We start from the raw sequence: 15,886 nt of genomic DNA on the forward strand, positions 1-15,886 counted from the left end.
TTTCATCGTCCCTTCTGGCCCGACATCGGGCCACAGGACTCTAAAACTGGTTGGACTCATTCACTGGGAACACGCCACTACGCCTGCGCGACCAGCCGGAACTGAGTCCACAGAACATAGCGAACAACCCGGAGGCTGCGTAGGCGTCCGTCGCCGTCGGTCAAGGAGAATTTCCGCGGCCTACTGGTCGAACGTTCGATGTGCTATCGTAGCCCGACGCGGATCCTCGTTCAGCAATCGTTGGTCGGGATGGCCTGCGGTTTCGTGTGCATCGGCCGCTACGGGAGGTATGGGTGTCTGAGGTATCTACTCGAGTCAGTGGCCATTGCTTGCAGCAAGCGTTGACCCCGTCCTGGCTGGATCACCGGAGACCTATCACGCGCCAGACCTCAGGTTGGGGGGCCGCCACCGAAAATCTCGTCGAAAATTGGCGACACCTTCCCAGTCGTTTGGTTAACTGCACCGTGTTGCCTGCCAGACGCAGCGAATGCATTCCGCCGCTTTGGTGCCTGACGCGTGGGTTCCTGCGCACAGGCCGCAACACAAGGTAGTGGGGGTATCATGTGACTACGCGAGTCGGTGGCAATGCCTTGCGGCAAGCCTTGACTCCTTCCTTGAGCACAGCAGGTCGGACGGCTTCGAGGGTTAGCGGGATTCCGGTTCGCGCCGCTGGAACCACCGGTCGCGGCACACGCCTCTTCGTTGAAGTCGTGCGCTACGCGGTGACCGACACCATTTCGTTGCGGCTGCCTGTGACCGAGTTCCTCTGGCAAGCATGGACACTACTCAAAGTAACCGCGACACCCGCGTTGCTGATGGCCATCCCGTTCGGTGCGATGGTCACCGTCGTGACGTCAGGATTGGTCGCTCAAGTGGGGGCAACCGCGCTGCTGGGTGCGGCCAGTGGGGTTGGTGTAGTTCGCCAGGGCGCGCCGATCACCGCCGGTCTATTGATGGGTGGAGCGGCAGCTTCAGCCATCGCTTCCGATTTCGGGGCACGACAAATGCGCGAGGAACTCGACGCAATGCGGGTAATGGGCATCGACCCGGTCCGCCGACTGGTGGTGCCGCGGTTCTTGGCCCTGCTTGCGATTTCCCCGCTCTTGTGCATCCTAATCATCGCATCGGGCACCGGCGCCGCATTCATCCTCTCAGTGGCGGTCAGTGACCTTGCACCAGGAAGTTTCTGGATGTCATTTGGGACATTCGCGAACCTGACCGATGTATGGTTCGCCATGGCCAAGACCGCCGTCTTTGCCACGATAGTGGCGATCATTTCAGCGCTGCGGGGAATGGAGGCCAAGGGTGGGCCGCGCGGTGTCGCCGATGCGGTAAATGCGGCCGTAGTCGTCAATGTCGTGTGCATCGTTTTCGCAAATCTTGCGATAACGCAGTTGCAGACGATGTTCTTTCCGATGGCGGTTGGGTAATGGCTCATTCCGTACCATTGCCCGCTCTGATTGCAAAGACATCGGCGCGAACAATCCGCAGGCCGCTACATGAACTCGGTCAGTGGGCATTGTTCATCGTACAGACATTCTGGTACCTGCCACTGACGGTCCGGCGATACACTCGCCAAACATTGGCCGCGACGATCAATCTGGCCTGGGGCAGGGGCTCGATCATCGTGGACGGCGGCACGATCAGCGTGTTGCTTGTTCTCGGTATCGCCGTCGGCGCTTCGATAGCCATCGAGGCGCTCGCGGTGATGGACATCATCGGATTTGGGGCGCTATCGGGGCTCATCGGCGGTGTGGGCGCCGTTCGTGTGATCGGGCCGCTCGTCGCCGGCATCGCGTTCACTGCACAGGCGGGCACCAGAATGACTGCGGAAATCGGTGCCATGCGCATCTCCGATGAGATCGATGCTGTCGACGCAATGGGACTCCGGCCCATACCATTTGTGGTCGGTACTCGGCTGATCGGCGGAATGTTGTGCGTGATACCGGGATACCTGCTGACGCTGGTCACCACTTTCTACGTAATGGATACTGTGATCACGGTATTCCACAACGAGTCTGGCGGTACTTATGACCACTACTTCGTTCAGTTTCTGACACCAACGGATCTTTTCTACTCCCTGATCAAGGCGGTTACCTACTGCACAGCGGCAACGCTGATCCATTGCTATTACGGTTATTTCGCCTCGGGGGGACCCGTGGGTGTTGGGCAAGCATCAGGCCGCGCGGTGCGCGCCAGTCTGGTCACGATCATGATCCTGGATTTCACGACGACCGTGGCACTCTGGGGACTTCGACCCGAATTCGTTTTCACGGGGTAGGGCGGCCATGTTGATACGAGGATCGGAGCAATATCAGGAACGGGTTCTGGCGATCGTCGGTACCGTGGTGGCGCTGTTCGCCGCAGTTGCTGTGCTCATTATCGTGACGAATCCGTTTGGCGGTCGACCACCTGACTGGATTTCCGTAACGATCGATACCCCATATGTCGGCCAGGGCATCGGGGCGGGGACCGCGGTGGTAATGCACGGGAAAGAGATAGGAAACGTCACGACCGTCGCCAGTTTGCCCGGCGGTGGTGTTCGACTCTTGACCGACCTGCAGAACCGTCCGGGGGCGGGTCTCACGGACGCGATGAACATCGATTTCCGCCCAATCAACTACTTCGGCGTCCCTGGTGTCAACGTCATCCCGAGTCCTGGTGGCCATCCCCTACGTGACGGGGCCCAGATCAGTTTGGTACCGAAAGGAAACTCGACCCTTTCGGAGCTGCTGTCTCAACTTGGCAGTGTTTCCGCCAGCACACTTACTCCACAGCTGATCAGGGTCTTCGATTGGGCTACCCGATACACCGACGGATTGAACCCACTACTCGAGACCATATTGATTGTGACGAAAGCAGTCGCAGACGTGCAAACGGTACCGACCGCGCAACTCTTGGCCAATACCGCAGCCGCGAGTACGGCAATTCCTTCATTTGCCGACGCGGTGATTGACACCGGTCAACGTTTCATTTCTCTCAATATCCCGCAGCTCCCGCCGGGCACGGCGCTCCCGCCAGGCGAACCACCATTCCTGGAGAACGTGAGAGTGCCGGACCTCTCCGACGAGACTGAGGAATATTATCAGACCGTATACCATCAATTCATCGACACGGCGCAAGTGGGTCTTTTTGCCGCTATTGGCAAGCTGGAGTACAGCCATGTCAGGAACCTGTTGCCCATGATTGAAGGGGTCAAAGCGATTTCGGATGTGGTACCCCCTTTGCTCAGGCCCGAAAAATTCGCTGAGACGATGATGGAACTGCGTACGCGGTTTGAAAAAATGTATGCGGGAAACTCCGAACAGCGCGCACTTCAGGTGCGAATCGTTCTGGACAGCCTTCCCGGTGTGGCGGCGCCACTTGGAATCATGGGGGGCCCGGGATGAAGCCTATTGCTGCATTGTGGCGCCTGGGGTTGGCCGTCGGTGTGACCGTCGTGCTGTTCATCCTGCTCGCAAACGTTATTACCAACCCCGTGGAGACGGATACGCGCATGTACACCGCGGAGTTTACTGACGCGTCCGGACTGCATATGGATGCCGATGTACGCGTCCGTGGAGTCCGTGTCGGAAAGGTTGAGGCTGTCAACCTCTCGCAGCACGACGGGAAAAACGTTGCCGCGGTTCGATTTACCCTGGACAAGCGATACGGTGTCGTGCACCGCACGAGGCTGGCCATCAAGTTCCAAGCCCTCACGGGTTTGCGGTATATCGATGTAGTAGATCCAGCCGAGGGCTATTCGACGGCCAATCTCGTGACAGAGGTGTCCACTGCGATGACGCAGCCGTCATTTGACATCACCGCGCTATTCAACGGGTTGCAACCGGTTCTCGCCACGTTAGATCCCCAAGAAATCAACACTTTCACCGCGAACGTAGCAGCTTTCTTGTCAGGTGACGGCAGCGGTCTGGCACCGTTGCTGGACAGCCTCCGTAGCCTCACCGAGCTGGTATCGGACCGCCAGCAGGTCGTGGCGATCTTGATGCGCAATCTTGCTGAACTAGCTGACGCCATCGGGGGTCAATCAAAAACTTTCATCCACATATTGAACTTGGTGAATGAGCCGGTCGATAATGCTCTCAAAGTGCTCGACCAGTTTCGACGATCTCAGCTTTATGGACCTGCTTTCACCGAGCCGGCGATACGATTGTTCCATAATGCCGGTTTCAAGCCCGGGGTTAATGTTGATGAGGCGCTGGACCGCGCATTCAGCAACCTCGACAACTTTTTTGATGCATTCAAGCTAGTGCCGGTTATGTGGGAGAATATCCCACCCCCGGGTGAAGAAGTGGGAACACCCCAGCCGTGCTCTCGGGGCCGAATACAGCTGCCAGAGACCATGGATGTACTGTTGAACGGTAGCCGGGTGATTCTATGCAATCGCTGAAATCGCTGCTGCGAAACCCGATTACATGGGGTGCTGGGGCGCTGGTGTTCGTGGCCGTGGTGTCGCTGGTGCTGGCTGCGGTATATGTCAACCCGCCGGGGCAGAAAATCGTGACCTTTTACACCGATGATGCGGCGTCGATACGCCCGGGAGACGATGTGCGAATAGCCGGTATCACGGTGGGATCGGTCAAAGATCTTTCATTAGAGTCAAATCTGGTGCGCGTACGGGCGCGCGTCGATAATAGCGCATTTGTCGGTGACCAGTCGCAAATCGACGTTCGCATGCTGACCGTGGTTGGCGGCTACTACGTGAACCTCGTACCTATTGGTGACGCACCCTTGGGCGAAACGCCTATTCCCCGGGAACGGGTGACCATGCCTTACAACCTAATGCGTACCCTGACCGATACGACAAAGATCACTCAGAATGTCAACCCACAGCCGGTCAACGAGTCACTCGATCGAATACGAGAAGGACTCACCGGTACAAATGTGGAGGCGCTGTCCGCGATAATGGAGGCCGGAAACTCTGTGGTGGCGACAATCGAGCGACAGCGCGGACAGATCACCGCCATACTCGAAATGTCAGATGAGTACATCCTCGCGCTAACCAATTACCGCGAGCAGATTGTCCAGTTGGTCCGGAAATTGTCAATCGTGATACAGACACTCGAGCTCTACGGCAAGAATTTCGGCGCCAGCCTCGACGGCGTTGGCGACGTCATGATGGCGCTCAAGGCGATTCCGGATTTCTATGAAAACCATCGCGCGGAATTTGTCGAGAAAGTCCGACAGTATCAGCACAAGGGGCGATTGTTCGTCGAACGTAATGGCGTCACTATCCGTATCCTGAAGCGGCTGCAGAACTTGTTCAACCGAGTCTTGGATGCCGAGAATGCGGCGCCAGAGTTGTTGGCCACCGACCTGTGTATTCCGATTCCGGGGAGCCCATGCTGATGGTCATGCCACCTTCACGCGCGGTCCGCCCAACAGCCCCAGTAGCACTAGTCGCTGCGGCGCTCGTTGCCGTGTGTGGCTCATGCGCGCCAAGCAGCCAAGAATCGCACGCCGCCTATTGCGCGATCATGCCCGACACCGTGGGCCTGTATGTCGACAACCCGGTCACCCAGATGGGTTACCAGATCGGCAAGGTCACCGCCGTCACTCCCGAGATGCTCCACGTCCGGGTGGATTTCACGGTGAACGAGCACCGTCTGCTTCCCGATGACGTCAAGGCAGTCATCAGGTCGACTTCGATCCTCGCCGACCGGTCCCTGGAGCTAGTCGGGAACTATGAAGCGGGTCCACAGCTGCCCGCCGGTACGTGCATTCCGCTGGACAAGTCATTCACCCCGAAAAGCTTGTCCGAAATAATCGGATCGGCGACCGAATTCATCAATTCGATCAACCCCGACGGGTCGTCGAATATGGGTGATGTCGTGCGTGGGATAGATGAGGCGCTGCATAACCAGGGAGCCGACATCAATAGACTGGTGACCACAGCCTCGGCGCTACTTGATTCCCCCGACCAGGCGATCGGCGACATCGGCTCCATCGTCGTCAACCTTGCTCAGTTGACGTCAACGCTTGCCGACATCGAGCCAATGGTGAAGGAAGTGCTGTCCGGCGCGGTAATAGCGCTGCCAGGGACTGCGCAGGCAGTGTGGGGTGGCGACAAGATATTCGAGGGGCTGATCCCGCTCCTCACCATGGTTTCGGATCTGGAAAAGGAACTCGGTGCCGAATCGCAGCAAACGCTCGACGCGGTCGCCACTGTCCTTAGGAAGCTGACCCCACGAGCGCCGTTTTACGCTTCCATTCTCAATCCGGTGCCTCGGTTCATCAACACGACGATCAACATCGTCAATAACCACCAATTCGGCACCCTTCGATACCGTCCTCCCCTGTACCGCGTCCGCACCCCCGATGGGGTTTTGACATGCAACATCATGAACGCGTCGATGCCCGGCAGCTGCGCGAACGTCCAGGGCACGCCGTACGCGGTCGATGTGGCGCTGCTGCAGTACGTTCTGACGGAGGCGAGCCGGTGACGCGCGGGTTCGGGCGGCTGACGGTCGTGGCCAGCGTTGTCGCGGTTTCGTCGTGTGCGTCGCTCAACGTCAACGCGCTGCCGCAGCCGGGCAATTCGTATCGCGGCGGATACGACATCGTCATGGAATTCGACAACGTGCTCAACTTGCCAGACCGGGCAAAAGTGGTGCTTGACGGCGTGACCGTCGGAGTCGTCGCCGACGTAAAACTCGCGACCGATCAGGTCGACGTCACCTCGCGGATCGACCCCGAGGTCGTGGTGCCGTCGAACATCCACGCGGCGTTGCAACAAGCAACGGTACTCGGCGACATCTACGTCGCCCTTGAGCGCCCGCCGACCAGCGGTTCACCACCGCCCCCTTTGGCCCAGGGCGGGCGGATACCGCTAACGCAAACGACGTCCCCGCCACAGCTGGAAGACACCATCGCCAGCCTCGCGAACTTTGTGTCCAGCGGATCCATTCAGCGCATACAGAACACAATCATCCGCATCAATCGGCTGACACCGCCGAACGATGAGGTGCGTAGGCTGACTGGTCGGGTTGTCGCCGATCTCTCGGACCTGTCGGCGAATATCGATCAAGTTGACCAATTGCTGGACGGCGTGTCGCGAACAGGTCAAGTCTTGAACGACCGTATCCCGAATTTCCAGGACTGGGTTACACCGAAAGGCGTCCGGGGCTTTGAGCGCGGGATCTGGGTAGCTAACCAAGTATCTAAGCTGCTTCCAGGAGTCGGCAGCATCTACGAGGGTGGGTTCTGGCTGGTTCCTTTACTGAATTCGCTGGCCGAATCCGTCGGAGCGTTTCAGCGTTCGAAATGGGCGTTTGAAGAAGAAATTCCGAAGTGGCGGCGGTTGTTCACGGATTTCTTCCTTCCGCAAGACAAGTATCCGGCCATCAACATCACCTCAATAGTTGGTCCTGATGGGCGCGAACTATCGGGCAACGTGCAAGACGTGCTACGGATCCTAGGGGCAGTGCCATGAGGATACGTGATGTCATATCGTTTGCGGTATTCGGCGCAATAATAGTTCTCGTACTTGGCTACTTTGCCACCCTCGGAATCCGGGTTAAACCACCTCCTGATCGCATCAATCTGTCCATGGAGGCAGCCGATCTCAATGGTCTGGTTGTCGGCTCGAATGTGCTACTGCGAGGGGTGCCAGTCGGCAAGGTCACCGCTACCGGCGCGACTGTCCAGGCCGCCACCGTCGAATTCTACGTGCAGGACCGCTACCGAATTCCGGTCGGCAGCGAGGTGCGGCTCGAAAATCTATCCGCGCTCGGTGAATCCTATATTTCCCTGCTCCCTCACAGCGAAGAGGGGCCGATACTGCAAGACGGGCAGAGCATCGCCACGGAACAAGTCACACAGCCCGCGTCGATATCAGAGTTGGCGAATAGCGTCGTGCGAGTTCTCAACCAGCTAAACCCCGAAGAATTGGAACGCATCCTCGGCGAGCTTGATGCCGCACTGCCAGATCCAGCCGTCACCTTACCCAACATATCGCGCGCCAGCATCCTGTTGAGAAACACCGCTGCGGACATGCGCGGCCGCGGCCGTGTGTTGCTCGAGAACTTCCAGTCACTGCTACGCAACGCCGAATGGGTGGGTCCTGTGCTTTTTGAACTTGACCCCATAATCCGGGACCTCGGCCTATCCATCCAAGACCTCTACAGACATATACCGGGGATGATGCACCGCGGTGAGCCGGAAAATGTCATGAACTTCTATCATTTCCTGCAACGGGTTCAGAAGTTTCTGGACGACCGGGGCCCAGACCTCAAAGTGTTCGGCGATGCGCTTCAGCCGAAATTGAATTTAATCGCCGGGGCGCTGATGAATTTGGACACCGGCCAACTATTGGACAATATGTTGGCCACCGTGCCACCCGACGGAACAATCACGCTGCGCGTCATCCCCTAACGGCCCATCCGAGGAAGGCACGACCATGACGGATAGTAAAACCGACACCCAAGAACCGACTGCGGCCGGAACAGATCCCGCCGGACCGCCAACGGAGGAGCCGGCCGAGGTGCCGAGCGAAGATTCGGCCGCGCCCCCGACCGCGGATCCGGCCGACGTACCGGACGAACAAGCATCTACCGGCGCAAAGGCGCCCGGCCGACGTCGGTCGATCTCCTTAAGCGTTCGTAGCGTGACGATCGGTGTGGTGATAGCCGTACTGGTTGGCTTGGCGGGCACGACGACTTGGTTATACCTCGGAGCGCAGCACAAGCTGGACACGCAGGCTAGCGAATCGGCTAACAATGCACGTGCCGAGAAGATTGCCCTCGATTATGCAGTCAACGCGGCAACGATGGATTTCAAAGACCTCCAGGCCTGGAAAGTTAAACTCGTAGCGGGAACCAGCCCGGAGCTTAACGACGAGTTGACAAAAGCGGCCGTGTCCATGGAACAGATCCTTGTTCCACTGGAATGGACTTCGACCGCGCAACCGCTGGTAGCCAAAGTCCGCTCGAATAGCGGGGGCGTTTTCGTGGTTGATTGTTTTGTCAGCGTTCAAACCAAGACTGTGCAAGCGCCCGAGGCGCTCCAGTCGACGGCGACATACAGCGTCACGGTTGACAGCAATAAAGACTGGCAGATCACAGATGTGGGCGGCATCGGCTCAGTGATAGGGCCGAAGTGAGTAAGGCGTCGGTGGTGATTACGACGCTCGTCGCCGATCGGCCGTCGGGATTCGATCGGCAGGACTCAAAGTCATTGCGAAGAAGGCGAATGCAACTCGCTCGCCGCGGCGGGGCCGTGCTGGCTGGCATCGTGATTGTTTTGTCGGCGTTGGCCATCCTGACTGGGGCAACGTCGAGGGCCCATCCACCCGATCCGCCCTCGCCACCCGATCCTCCCCCCGATAGTGCCCTGATCCGGCCTCTCGCCCCGATCACGCCCACCCCCTCAAACTGGGCGCCCAAATTTCCTTTCCCGTACGACCAAACCCGCGGCAACATCACCGATGCGGACATCAGCGCACAACGCGAATTGTGCCAGTGGTACAACGCTCAATATGTGACGCTGCGGGACCAGATCGACCGGCTTCAATTCAACCGGATAGCCCCGAACGGTACTGACTACGACTACAGCCTCTACGGCCTGCAGGAACAGGTTGATATCGTCACCGGAAATATCGATCAGTCCCTGGCCTTCATGGAACCGCGCGTTCGCGCGTTCACCCAAAGTCGGAACCATTTCGGCGATGTCTACTTTCCTCTCTATGAGGCTGAGGCTTTCTACAAGCTATGGGAGCAGCTATCGAACGTGACTGACGGCATCAAGGCCCATCAGCCGAACTGGTTCACCGGACCGTCGGTCCAGAAAGCGAAACGTTGGGGCAGCGACATCCACCGTTCGCACGTCTGCGACGGCGCGTAGAACGGAAGCAACTATGCATAATGACACCCCGATGCTCGGAATGATCACCCGTTCCCTGCCATATTGCCGCGTACAGCGAATAGCATCGGCAGTGATGGGCATGTCGATTCTTGCTGGGAGCATTGCGGTGGCTCCGTCGGCGATCGCGGATTCGGCAGATGCGCTTAGGAGCGCGGTGAATTCAATGCGCAGCGGTACCTGTGGACCGTTGCGGCCTGACCCGGCACTCGAGGAGGCCGCCGCTGACATCAATCGATCGGCTGATGCCTGGATCGATCACACCGCACGCGCCGCCCCGTTTGAGCTGCGGAGCCCGGTGGACGAGCCGGCTGATCCACTACCACTGCTGAAGGATCTTGGCTATGGCGGCACTAGGGCCAGGATGCTCCAAGGCGCACACCTCACTGAATTTCAGTCGATAAAGGCCCTGTTGTTGCAAGGCTATGACGCCATCCCCGATTGCTCCTACACAGATTATGGGGCGAATGTTCTGCAGAATCAAAACACCGGGAGCATTCTTACCACAGTCGTGTTAGCCGGAGCCTAGATGCGTTCGATGAGACAGGTCGATAGCGTCGTCGCTTAGATATTCAGTTGCTGCCAGCCGGGAGGCCCGAATGAATCGAATACCATCATGACGGTTCCGATGATTGTCGCGACGACGATTGCTGGCGTTGCCTGCGTCGTGTCGTCGCCGACCGCCCGGGCTGATGATAGCGTGACTTACGAGGTCTTTTCTGATGACATACCGTCGGCATTCATCGAGTACCGCGACGGCTCAGGAAAGAAGTATTTGGACGATGTACCGCTGCCCTGGCGAACAACCGTTACCGTGGTCGACCCATTCAGTCCGACAGCAGACGGCTCCGAACTGAGCGCCGACTGGCGCGCCCTAGCCCGATTCACCTCAGCGCTAGATTGGCCTAAGAAATGGGTGACGGTGCGCATCTCTTATCACGGGGACGTCATCTGCGAAAGCACACTCAATGTTGGGAATGCGACGTGCTACGGCAGCGCGCCGCACAGATCGGAGAGCAAATCGTCACCGGGGAACTTGCCATAGATCGCCGAACCCCATAAATGCCGCGCTCGCAATCTGGAGAACGAGAATGTATAAGCACAAGGGAGTCTGCCGCTGGTTGGCGACGACCGTGTTTGCGATCGGGTTGGCGCTCGTCACGGCTCCCACGGGACACCCAGAGCCACCTGCACCTCCGACCGATCCGTACCCGGACGGCGACCTCATTGTGAGATCTTATGACAGTCTCGAGCCTGACGAATTCTTTGCTGCCGGCGCTGCTCCCGGCGTATGGTTTCTGACGCCCTCAGGACTGAATTGCGGCATCTGGGATAGGGGAGGCTTTGGCTGCGCCGGTGATATTCCCGGTGCACCCGGGGGGGCACGCCATATCGGTTGGTTCAACGGCAACATCGTGGTTCGTTACGATCCGGTCGTCCCTATCCAGTGGCCGCCGGGACAAGCGCAGCGAACGCTGCCGCCGCGCAGCTACGTATCCTGGAACGGGACGATGTGTGTAACGATGGCCGATAGCAGCACCTACTGCGAGCGTGGTCCCTTCCGGTTTTTCATTACGCAGACCCACACCTGGCTTAGTCCCCCGGAAAATCTGTAGTCGCCGGGAATCCGCTTGATGTCTTGGTTGGTGAGGCGATTTGCTAGGAGGTTGAATTGACCACATTCAAGATGGTGATCGCAGGACTATTGTTAGCCGGGCTACCAGGAGTAGGAGGCCTGGCGGGCGTTTCCGCTGCGCATGCCAAACCGCTGTCCCCCGGCGAAATTCAGTTCCTGGAGGAACTCCATCGCGCGTTCTCAGGCAGTGGGGATCCCAGCGCATTCCACAGTGACGGCCAACTGCTGGCTCAGGGTTGGTATGCCTGCCACCAGCTTCGCGTCGGACTTGTCGGCCGTGGCGCCACATACGTACCCGATATCGTGACACGATTGGCGTTTACACATCTGTGCCCGAACGGCGCGGAGTCAACGGCGTAGACCTTATGCGGCGTGCCTGCACAGTCGTCGCATTCTTGCCGCCGCGATATCAAGCAGAGCCCGGCTTTGGCGCCGCAGACTTCACCACTTTTCGAGAGGGCTTCCGCAGGTGGCCACTTGCTAAAGGTCACCGGACAGCCGAGCGACCTCGGGTTGATTCACGTCGTCATCGTCGGCGGCTCCGGACTTCATAGCGCTGGCCCAGCCGTAAGCGCTACACGCGGCTGTGCTACGGATTGGTGACACGAATAGGGGTCAAGGGCTCGGCATCTCGTTGACCGTCTGGGCCTCCGGATGCAACACCGGAACCGAACCGACCACATACACGCGACCGCTCAGATCGACGGGCAAAACGGCCTCCAGATTGTCTCATTCAATAAGTCATTGAATCATCTCCTGAAGCATTACCACATCCGCCGTGGTAGGAACGTCAGCGTGAGACGACTTGACTCGGCGTGTCGGCCCCATCCCGCAGATGGGCACTCCGCCACCCACCGCCGCTGGGCCCAAATCCACAGACCAACAAGGGCTTTGGCCGCCACACCATAGCGGCGCCAATCGACGCCGTCCCGGCGCCCGTGATTCATCTGATGAAAACGGCGGACTTTTTCGTGGATAACATTCGTTATCCATCAAATGTGCGATTATTGCTTCATGACACCGGTGCCGGGCCGCCTTGATGATGATGAATCGCCCTACCCCGGGTGGTTTCTGGCGTTTCTGGCGGATCGAGCCATCCGCAAGCCCTCACCGCATACCACCAAGGCGTACCGACAGGATTTCGTTGCAATCGCTACCCTGCTAGCCGGTGATCCCGGGATTGTCAGGCACTTGCCGCCGGCCGCTATCACGAAGGATGCGATGCGGGCGGCTTTCGCGGAATATGCCGACACCCATGAGGCGGCATCTATCCGGCGCTGCTGGTCAAATTGGAACACGTTGTGCGACTTCCTCTATACCGGCGAGCTCATCACGGGCAATCCGATGCCGCTGATTGGCCGACCCAAAGTGGCGAAGACACTCCCGAAAGGGCTAGGAACTGAAACGATTTCCGAACTGCTGAATGTGATCGACCGAGACCACGGTTCCGCGCGTCACTCCGACTGGGCTGAACGCGACCGGATGATCGTGCTGACGGCGGTGCTCGCCGGATTGCGCGCAGACGAGCTTGTGCGCGCCAACATCGGCGACGTCCGACTGACAGACGATGGCGGTGTCCTTCATGTGCGGGGCAAAGGAAACAAGGACCGCCGAATACCGGTGGAATTCGCACTGATTCACGAACTCGAGGGCTACCTAAAATCTAGGGCGGTCCGCTTTCCAGCCAGCGTCAAACGCCGGCGGCTCACTGACGACGGACTGGCCGCCTGGCCCGCCATGGCCCCACTATTCGTCGGCAGTGACGGTCTACGCATCACCCGGGGCACCCTGCAGTACCGAGTGCTGCGCGCCTTCAAGAAGGCAGGGCTGAACAGCCAACGCGCGACGGGGGTTCTGGTGCACGGCTTCCGGCACACGTTCGCCACCGAACTCGCGAACGGCAACGTCAGCGTCTACGCGCTGATGAAGCTTCTCGGACACGAGTCGATGGTGACGTCGCAGCGCTACGTCGATGGCGCGGGAACGCAGAACCGCGCAGCAGCCGCTAAGAACCCGCTGTACGGCCTGATCGACAAGCAGCGGGAACAGTAGCTCCTGCGGTTTCTGGGCAGTCTGTCCGACCGAGGCTCGGCTCCGGAATGCAAGCCGAGACCCTGTCACCGATCCGGCGTCGCGAGAATCTTGAAGAGCATGTTATTGATGTCGGTGAGGGCTTGGACATCAATCCGGCGGCGGCGTGCGTTTAGTCTGGTCTTGCGCATGCTAGTGACCAGTCCTGGTGCAGCCCAGTCACTCTCGCCTAGATCCACGCCAAATCCGGTGTCGGGTTCGGTGGCGAATACCGGCACGACGATGACTGTCGGCTCACTTGGAATCTCGTTGTACACGGTGGAGGAGATGACAAGCACGCTGACACCGGCGTCGGTTGACCAGATGTCGCCCCGCCGCGGGGAGTGGCTCAACGCTCCGCTAACTCATCGAGATTGCGGTCTGCCCACGCCTCGCTGAACGCCGTTGCATCGGGGTGTGCTCGCATCCACTCGTCGTGTGCCGCACACCGACGCCGCATATCCTCAATATCGAGGAGGCTCTCGATCCAGGAGTTCATCGACAGCTGATCTTCGTCGGCATATCGTTTGACGGACTCGTACGCCGTATCGGACAAACGCAACGTGATCGTTCTTGCCACTGCATAATGCTAGCACTGGACGCTAGCGATGCGAGACAGGACATGTTGCAGTGAGCCCCAGAAATCCACCTAGGGACTTTTTGGATAGTCGGTAAGGGACGAACCTGCTTTTGTCACGTGACACATCTCGTCAGAGCGGCGGCATGCTGTCATTTGCTCCAAGTGGCGAGATCTCTAAGCCGCCGCTTTTTGGTAGTCGCTCGGATTGGCATGCCATGTAACATCCGTTATGTCAACTGATAGTTGGCATATGCGCGTACTGAGAGTTGACTTTCGCGAAGTGTCGCAGAATACTTGGCGGTGTGGCAGCCTCTCGCCTCGTCGAGCTCATCGACCGCTATCGCAACGCCCACGGGACCAGCGAGTCCGAGGTCGCGCGGCGGATCGGGTTCAGTCGCGAGGCCCTGCGTAAGTGGCGCATCCACGGTGTGAGCCGGTTGCCTGACCGCACGAATCTTGCTGCGGTCGCTCGCGTTATAGGTCGCCCATACCGCGAGGTCCTGTCGGCGGCCCTGTTCGACACCGGGTATCTCACCGACGACCAGGCTGCCCTTCCGCGGCCTTATGGCGAGGTCCTCGCCGACGCTATCGCCGTCCTGACCGAAGCAACGCGACTGACCAACCAGCTCTCCCGGCGCAACGCCTCGGGACAGTGGGAACCAGATCCCGATCCACGCGCCGCGGTGCCCATCGACTGGGCCGAGTTCGTGACGCTGGCACTGGCTGGCGCTGCCGCCAACGTCGGCAGCATCGAGGAAGCCCTTGCCGGCCGGCCGGGCTCGTGGGAAGCCGAAAGAGTCCGCCAGACACTGCAATCCACCGTATTCGACGATAAAGACCTGATGCGGCATCGGACCGAACCCGTCGTCGTCGACCTGTGGGTGGAAAGCATTCTCAGCCATATCGGCGATCCCAGCGACGACGAATACAACGACGCGCATCTCGAATTGGACGACCGCGCCCAGGCCATCCCGCAGCCCACCGACCTCCCCCCAGGCCCCTTCTCCCCCGACGATCCCCGCATCGCAGCTGTCGACTGGGTGTCAGTGGACGAGAACGGATATCTACTGATCACCTACACCAACTGGCCGCAGGACCCGGCCGACGACCATGCCGACACCGCTCTGCTGCGCGAATTGTCAGAAGAGGCCAAGAACTACCGCGACCCCACTCCGGGCGAGATCGCATATGAGCAAGCGATGGATGCTATCTCGGCACTGGAAACTGCCCTCGACGAACAATGGAGGCGCGAATACGACGACTACGCAGCCACACTCGCCCAGGCCATCGCGCAGCGGCTGGCGGCCCTGGAGATGAGCGTGCCCGTCACCGTGAACATCACACGGGCACCCGAAGGGTACGACGTCGGCGCATACGAGCACCACGCGCCGCCCTCCGAGTCGCGGACCGCCATCGACTGGGCCGTCGAAGACGCAATCATGAACACACCGACTCCCGCGGCCCTGCCCGGCACTCCCCTGCAGCGTCTGGAACGCACGCTCTCAGTAGATGAGGCCTGAGTGGCCACCATCTGCTGGCGCTGGCGCCGGTTACCAGTGAGCCGGTAAGTCCGGCTACCTAGCGAGCCGGTGGCACAAGGCCCGACGCATCGCACGCGACTGTGCAGGAGTACTTCGACGACGTCTACGAGCTGGAGCGACTAGACTAGTGTCCTGAGTCATTAATTCCGGTCGAGTTGTTAGACTGGGTTATGCCGACTCCCCATGCCGCCGAGATCGTGT

At 59.3% G+C, this 15,886-nt stretch carries 17 protein-coding genes; 15 read left to right on the top strand and 2 right to left on the bottom strand.

What is annotated here, in order from left to right:
• Positions 1-563 precede the first annotated feature (563 nt).
• The 14 genes from AU187_RS13730 to AU187_RS13785 all read left to right on the top strand — a co-directional run bounded on the left by AU187_RS13730 (position 564) and on the right by AU187_RS13785 (position 13,546).
• Positions 564-1,430: an ABC transporter permease gene (locus AU187_RS13730; RefSeq protein WP_082683877.1), complete on the top strand. Its 867-nt coding sequence runs from the start codon at positions 564-566 to the stop codon at positions 1,428-1,430.
• Positions 1,430-2,281 carry an MlaE family ABC transporter permease gene (locus AU187_RS13735; protein WP_059100246.1) on the top strand — a complete coding sequence of 284 codons (852 nt, stop codon included), beginning with the start codon at positions 1,430-1,432 and terminating at the stop codon, positions 2,279-2,281. The genes AU187_RS13730 and AU187_RS13735 overlap by 1 nt, the downstream gene beginning before the upstream one ends.
• Positions 2,282-2,288: 7 nt before the next feature.
• Positions 2,289-3,389 carry a mammalian cell entry protein gene (locus tag AU187_RS13740; RefSeq protein ID WP_231740346.1) on the top strand — a complete coding sequence of 367 codons (1,101 nt, stop codon included), beginning with the start codon at positions 2,289-2,291 and terminating at the stop codon, positions 3,387-3,389.
• Positions 3,386-4,390, top strand: coding sequence for an MlaD family protein (locus AU187_RS13745; RefSeq protein WP_059100247.1), 1,005 nt, complete (start codon positions 3,386-3,388; stop codon positions 4,388-4,390). Before AU187_RS13740 ends, AU187_RS13745 begins: the two co-directional genes overlap by 4 nt.
• A complete protein-coding gene (locus AU187_RS13750) occupies positions 4,378-5,349 on the top strand; it encodes an MlaD family protein (RefSeq protein ID WP_059100248.1) in 972 nt (323 codons plus the stop codon). Before AU187_RS13745 ends, AU187_RS13750 begins: the two co-directional genes overlap by 13 nt.
• Positions 5,343-6,443, top strand: a complete 1,101-nt coding sequence (locus AU187_RS13755) for an MlaD family protein (protein WP_502687758.1) — start codon at positions 5,343-5,345, stop codon at positions 6,441-6,443. Before AU187_RS13750 ends, AU187_RS13755 begins: the two co-directional genes overlap by 7 nt.
• Positions 6,440-7,432, top strand: coding sequence for an MlaD family protein (locus AU187_RS13760; protein WP_231740347.1), 993 nt, complete (start codon positions 6,440-6,442; stop codon positions 7,430-7,432). The genes AU187_RS13755 and AU187_RS13760 overlap by 4 nt, the downstream gene beginning before the upstream one ends.
• The gene (locus tag AU187_RS13765) at positions 7,429-8,373 is read left to right on the top strand and encodes an MlaD family protein (RefSeq protein WP_059100250.1); all 945 of its coding nucleotides are present in this window, start codon (positions 7,429-7,431) and stop codon (positions 8,371-8,373) included. The genes AU187_RS13760 and AU187_RS13765 overlap by 4 nt, the downstream gene beginning before the upstream one ends.
• A gap of 25 nt (positions 8,374-8,398) precedes the next feature.
• A complete protein-coding gene (locus tag AU187_RS13770; RefSeq protein WP_059100251.1) occupies positions 8,399-9,100 on the top strand; it encodes a hypothetical protein in 702 nt (233 codons plus the stop codon).
• A gap of 89 nt (positions 9,101-9,189) precedes the next feature.
• Positions 9,190-9,840 carry a hypothetical protein gene (locus AU187_RS13775; RefSeq protein WP_059100252.1) on the top strand — a complete coding sequence of 217 codons (651 nt, stop codon included), beginning with the start codon at positions 9,190-9,192 and terminating at the stop codon, positions 9,838-9,840.
• A 94-nt stretch (positions 9,841-9,934) separates the two neighbouring features.
• Positions 9,935-10,387, top strand: a complete 453-nt coding sequence (locus AU187_RS13780) for a hypothetical protein (protein ID WP_059100253.1) — start codon at positions 9,935-9,937, stop codon at positions 10,385-10,387.
• An 87-nt stretch (positions 10,388-10,474) separates the two neighbouring features.
• Positions 10,475-10,903, top strand: a complete 429-nt coding sequence (locus tag AU187_RS25070) for a hypothetical protein (RefSeq protein WP_502687759.1) — start codon at positions 10,475-10,477, stop codon at positions 10,901-10,903.
• A 76-nt stretch (positions 10,904-10,979) separates the two neighbouring features.
• Entirely contained in the window at positions 10,980-11,474 is a 495-nt protein-coding gene (locus AU187_RS25075) for a hypothetical protein (RefSeq protein ID WP_231740348.1), read from the top strand.
• Positions 11,475-12,508: 1,034 nt separating this feature from the next.
• Entirely contained in the window at positions 12,509-13,546 is a 1,038-nt protein-coding gene (locus AU187_RS13785; RefSeq protein ID WP_059166866.1) for a tyrosine-type recombinase/integrase, read from the top strand.
• Between the two features lie 65 nt (positions 13,547-13,611).
• On the opposite strand, the gene AU187_RS13790 is transcribed toward AU187_RS13785, so the two are convergent.
• Complete coding sequence (locus AU187_RS13790; RefSeq protein ID WP_059166867.1) at positions 13,612-13,917, bottom strand: type II toxin-antitoxin system PemK/MazF family toxin; 306 nt, start codon at positions 13,915-13,917, stop codon at positions 13,612-13,614.
• Positions 13,914-14,144: an OTU domain-containing protein gene (locus AU187_RS13795; RefSeq protein ID WP_059166868.1), complete on the bottom strand. Its 231-nt coding sequence runs from the start codon at positions 14,142-14,144 to the stop codon at positions 13,914-13,916. Before AU187_RS13795 ends, AU187_RS13790 begins: the two co-directional genes overlap by 4 nt.
• A 302-nt stretch (positions 14,145-14,446) precedes the next feature.
• On the opposite strand from AU187_RS13795, the gene AU187_RS13800 reads away from it, so the two are divergent.
• On the top strand, positions 14,447-15,664 hold the full coding sequence (locus AU187_RS13800; protein WP_059166869.1) for a helix-turn-helix domain-containing protein: 1,218 nt from the start codon (positions 14,447-14,449) through the stop codon (positions 15,662-15,664).
• Positions 15,665-15,886 lie beyond the last annotated feature (222 nt).

This window comes from Mycobacterium sp. IS-1556, from assembly GCF_001499985.1.
Lineage (GTDB): Bacteria > Actinomycetota > Actinomycetes > Mycobacteriales > Mycobacteriaceae > Mycobacterium.